Source organism: Chitinophaga sp. (assembly GCF_036569125.1).
Taxonomy (GTDB): Bacteria; Bacteroidota; Bacteroidia; order Chitinophagales; family Chitinophagaceae; genus Chitinophaga.
This window is the reverse complement of sequence record NZ_DATCRF010000109.1, coordinates 1-4,871: the sequence shown is the minus strand read 5'-3', so window position 1 is coordinate 4,871 and position 4,871 is coordinate 1. Positions and strand designations below refer to the sequence as shown.

Here is a 4,871-nt window from a genome sequence, read left to right as displayed (position 1 = left end):
TCAGAATACTCTGCGGGTGGCAAATGCAGCTTTTCCATTAAGGTAAGCGTACGTTCCCGGATACGGGCCTCATCCCACTGTAACAGCTTGGGCACTACCGCAATATTTTCCGCCACCGTATAATGCGGGAACAGGCCATTGTTCTGCAGCACATATCCAATACCGCGTCGCAGGTCCTCGGCCGACTGCTCCTGTATCAGCTTTCCATTTACAGTGATTTGCCCGCTGCTGGGCTCTATGAGCCGGTTTATCATGCGCAGGGTAGTGGTTTTTCCACTGCCGCTGGTACCTAATAATACCAACAACGTTCCGGGCAACACTTCAAAGGAAACATCGGTAACCGCAGGTTTGTTTGCGAAAGTTTTATGTACGTGCTCAAGCTTTATCATAAACCCGGTTAAAATTTTAGATTTACGATTTCAGATTTACGATTTCAGGACATATGGCAGGTGAGCGTAAATCGTAAATCTAAAATCGTAAATCATTTGCTGTGATGAGGAAAAACTTACCCACATTGTACGTTATCCACAATGCTTTAATTATCAAGCTGCATGAAAAGGTTGTTTAACGATTCTGCATACAGCGGATGTGCAAAGATCATCTCCTTCATTTGCAGGGCTGTAATACCGCCCAGCATGGCCATCTGCAATAAGGTCATCAGCTCGCCGCCTTCTGATCCGAATACGGTAGCGCCTAAGATCTTATAGCTGCCTTTTTCTACCAGCGCTTTCATGAAGCCCCGGGTGTCGCCGGTTTCTATGGCGCGGGCCACCCGTTTCATTTCCATTTTGCATACGGTAAAATCGAGCCCTTTTTGTTTTGCTTCTTTTACGGTGAGACCAATATGGCCAAGCTGGGGGTCCGTGAACATAGTGTAAGGAACCTGCCGGTCTTTGGTAGAGGTGTCAGCGCCTTTTACCAGGTTCTTATACAGCACCCAATGATCGTGATAGGAGATATGTGTGAATGCCGGACCTCCTGTTACATCGCCCAGGGCGTAAATGCCCGGCACATTGGTTTCCAGCCGGTCGTTCACTTTTATAAAACCATGGTCGTCTGTTTGCACGCCGGCTTTATCCAGCTGTATGGCTTTGGTTTGCGGTACGCGGCCGGCAGCCACCAGCAGGTGCGAGCCGTCGAGCGTATGCGTTTGCTCACCTATTTTGATGGCGCAGCTGATGCCGCGGCTATGCTCATCTACCCGTTGCACCTGCGCATTGGTGAAAATGCGGATGCCTTCTGCTTCCAGCATTTTTTGCACGGCTTCGGAGATATCTTCATCTTCCCGGTTCAGCAGGTGCGGGCCTTTTTCAATTATGCTTACCTCGCTGCCAAAGCGCCGGAACATTTGCCCAAATTCCAGGGCTATATAGCTGCCGCCTATTATAAGTAAATGAGCGGGCAGGGTAGTGAGGTCCAGTATGGTAGTGCTGGTAAGCCAGGGCGCTGCTTCCAGGCCTGGTACCGGTGGTATTTGCGGCGTAGTGCCAATGTCCAGGAAAATATAGTCGGCAGTAACATCTTCCGTAGCGCCGCTATTAAGCTTGATGGTCAGTGCTTTGGGGCCGGTAAAAACAGCTTCCCCATGAAAAAGCGTGAGGTTCTCCACCTGCGACAGCCCTTTTTCAGAGCCGCCGCGGAACAGCTGCACAATCTCATTCTTGCGGTTTACAATGCTTTCCATATTCACGGAATAACCGTTCACGGTAACGCCCCATTGCTGGCTGTTAGCGGCCATATAGGCTGCCTTTGCGCTGGCAACCATGGCTTTGGTGGGAGTACATCCATCGTTTATGCAGGTGCCGCCTATGAACCGTTTTTCTACCAGGGCGGTGGTCCACCCGGCTTTGGCCAGTTTCTTCGCTAATGGGTTGCCGCCTTGTCCTGATCCGATGATAACCGCTTTGAAATGCATCATAGTTAATGTGTTGATGTGCTGATATGCTAATGTGCTGGTTTATGCTACATATATTATACCGATGTGGATAGATGTGCAAATATGCAGATGTGCAGATGTGCAAATATGCAGATGGTTAAGCACTTCATGAATTCATGTATCTTAACAATCCAGGTCAATCCATCTGCACACCTGCATATTTGCACATCTGCCCATTAAATAATTACCTTTGCGTCCTTATGTCTAAGAACAACCTTATCGGTTTAGCCGCTGCTGTTACTATTATTGTCAGCGCTTTCCTGCCCTGGCTCACGGTGGAAAGCAAACACCTGGTATTTACCGGGGTACATACGGCCGGTTCCAATTTTGGGGAGCCGGGAAAGCTGAATGTTTTAGTGGCTGCAATAGCCGGTGTGTTATTTCTTTTTAAGAGAACCTGGGCGCGGCGTTTGAATGTGTTTATCACCGCTTTTCTTATTGCCTGGACCTTCCGTAACATGATCTTATTTGCCCGCTGTGAAATGGGGATATGCCCGCATAAGGAAATAGGGCTGTACCTGTCACTGGCAGGGGCTTTGGTGGCATTCTTCTGCGTGGTGATCCGGAAAAAGCCTAACGTTCCATCACAAGCTTCACAATAAACACTGCTAACCAGATGCCTGCTGTTAACAACAGGTAACGTAATATTACCGGTAGTACACGCTGGCCGGTGATCTTTGCTTTTATAAATGCAAATACAACCGTGGCGGCAAATACCAGGCCTGTGCTTACACGGGTAGCTGCGCCAAAGTTCTCATTGGCCAGGTAAGGCCAGAAAGCAATGAACGCGCCTATAAGGAAAAACACGCCTGCAACCAGGGCGCTGCGCAGGGCCCGCAAAGGATGCCAGTGGATCTGCTGCACTTTTTCCTGCTCCAGGATCTGTTCCCAGCGGGTGGCATCCTGCTCCATTTCTTTACCGATATGTACGATCGTATCTTCTGTAAGATCCAGCTGCTCCAGCTTTTTTCTTTCTTCCGGTGAAAGGGAAGATTCATCATGTTTTTCACCGCGGTTAGCCTGCCATGCAGTGGCCATTACCAGCACAGTACCGCTCAATGAGATCCAGAGGTTGATGTTATAGAACTGCTGCACATCTACCGGGAATACCTGTATCAGCAAGGTAGTAAAGAACAGCAGAAATAACCCGTCCGGGAACCCGATGAGGAAGTCAGTTTTCCAGCCGGTACTTCTGATGGCAGCCTTTTCACGCATAGAGAAAAATGGAATTACGAATTGTCAATTACGAATTAGATGTGGCGGCGATCAATTGGCATTGTATAGACGTGTATGACAGTAACACAGGTATAATTACCTCAGGGTTTCCAGACTGCGGCCGATCATCCCCACGCATTCCCGGATCTGGGCTGCATTAATAAGCAATGGTGGTGCAAAACGGATCTTATCGCCATGGGTGGGCTTAGCCAGCAGGCCCTGTTCTTTCAGCGCCAGGCACAGGTCCCAGGCAGCTTCCGGATCGGCATGTTTGATCACAATGGCATTCAGCAACCCTTTACCGCGGATCAGCGATATGTAAGGGGATTGCAGGGCGGCCAGCTCATCGCGCAGCAGCTGTCCCATGGCAGCGGCATTCTCCGCCATCTTTTCTTCCTTCAGCACAGTGAGCGCTGTGATGGCTACTTTACAGGCCAGCGGGTTACCACCGTAGGTAGAGCCGTGCTCACCGGGTTTAATGGTAAGCATGATCTCATCATCCGCCAGCACGGCAGATACCGGTAAAGTGCCGCCTGATAATGCTTTGCCAAGGATCAGGATATCCGGGCGTATGTTTTCCAGGTCGCAGCACAGCATGGCGCCGGTGCGGGCCAGGCCGGTCTGGATCTCATCTGCTATAAATAATACATTCGCATCAGCACAGTATTGGCGGGCCTTGGTAAGGTAACCTTCATCCGGCACCATTACCCCGGCTTCACCCTGGATGGGCTCTACCAGGAAACCGGCTACGTGCGGGTCCTGCAGGGCTTTTTCCAGCGCGGGCAGATTGTTATACGGGATCACTTCATAACCGGGCATATAGGGCCCAAAGCCCTGGCGGGCAGAGGGATCTGTGCTGAAAGAGATCACATTCAGCGTACGGCCATGAAAGTTATTGCTGCAGGTAATGATCTTTGCTTTGTTCTCCGGGATGCCCTTTACCAGGTATCCCCAGCGGCGGCACAGCTTCAGGGCTGTTTCCACGGCTTCTACACCGGTATTCATGGGCAGCACTTTATCGTATCCGAAGAAACGGGTAATAAAGGCGGCGTATTCTCCCAACAGATCGCTGTGAAAGGCGCGGGAGGTAAGCGTAAGCTTTTGCGCCTGTTCTATAAGGGTGGCAATGATCTTAGGATGGCAGTGCCCCTGGTTTACGGCAGAGTAGCCGGAAAGGAAATCGTAATAACGTTTGTTATCCACATCCCATACAAATACCCCTTCCCCGCGTTCCAGCACTACCGGCAGGGGATGATAGTTGTGGGCGCCATACTGTTCTTCCAGCGCCAGGTAATGTTGTGTTCTCTCACTGATTGTAAATGCGGGTACCATACTGTTCCAAAGGTAGTTTAAATAGCAGAAAGCAGAAAGGGGAAAGCAGAAAGGCGTTAATGCTAAACGCTAATAGCTATTAGCGTTTGGAGTTTAGCTTTTAGCATCGGATACGTCAATTATATAGGGCGGCCGGATGGTATCCATCATTTACCTGCCGTTACACAATCGATGGTGGAAAAGGGGGCTGTGCTGCTTTCCGGGGCGCATGACAGGCCATTGCCAGGCCTGCCGGCATTATATACAGGGGGCGTGGGGGCATTTATTATCCTTTTAGCCTGGTCACCAGCTGTATGTATTCTTCCATAGCCTGGTCTTTGGATTTGCCCTTCTGGCCGGTCCAGGCTTCGTGTTTGGCTTTGCCGGCAATATCAAAGAAGTTTTCCGG

6 protein-coding genes are annotated in these 4,871 nt (G+C 50.2%); 1 reads left to right on the top strand and 5 read right to left on the bottom strand.

Annotated features, from left to right (window positions below; genetic code table 11):
* A partial coding sequence (locus VIM87_RS03960) for an ATP-binding cassette domain-containing protein (protein ID WP_331995716.1) occupies positions 1-389 on the bottom strand: 389 nt, incomplete at its 3' end.
* Positions 390-535: 146 nt separating this feature from the next.
* Positions 536-1,918 (bottom strand): mercuric reductase, encoded by a 1,383-nt coding sequence (locus tag VIM87_RS03955; RefSeq protein ID WP_331995715.1) that lies wholly within the window; start codon positions 1,916-1,918, stop codon positions 536-538.
* A gap of 218 nt (positions 1,919-2,136) precedes the next feature.
* On the opposite strand from VIM87_RS03955, the gene VIM87_RS03950 reads away from it, so the two are divergent.
* Complete coding sequence (locus VIM87_RS03950; RefSeq protein ID WP_331995714.1) at positions 2,137-2,538, top strand: hypothetical protein; 402 nt, start codon at positions 2,137-2,139, stop codon at positions 2,536-2,538.
* Here VIM87_RS03950 and VIM87_RS03945 read toward each other — a convergent pair.
* The 3 genes from VIM87_RS03945 to VIM87_RS03935 form a co-directional block, all read right to left on the bottom strand.
* Positions 2,510-3,151, bottom strand: a complete 642-nt coding sequence (locus VIM87_RS03945) for a VIT1/CCC1 transporter family protein (protein ID WP_331995713.1) — start codon at positions 3,149-3,151, stop codon at positions 2,510-2,512. The genes VIM87_RS03950 and VIM87_RS03945 overlap by 29 nt on opposite strands.
* 96 nt (positions 3,152-3,247) lie before the next feature.
* A complete protein-coding gene (gene rocD / locus VIM87_RS03940; protein ID WP_331995712.1) occupies positions 3,248-4,483 on the bottom strand; it encodes an ornithine--oxo-acid transaminase in 1,236 nt (411 codons plus the stop codon).
* A 265-nt stretch (positions 4,484-4,748) separates the two neighbouring features.
* Positions 4,749-4,853: an acyl-CoA-binding protein gene (locus VIM87_RS03935; protein ID WP_331995717.1), complete on the bottom strand. Its 105-nt coding sequence runs from the start codon at positions 4,851-4,853 to the stop codon at positions 4,749-4,751.
* Positions 4,854-4,871 lie beyond the last annotated feature (18 nt).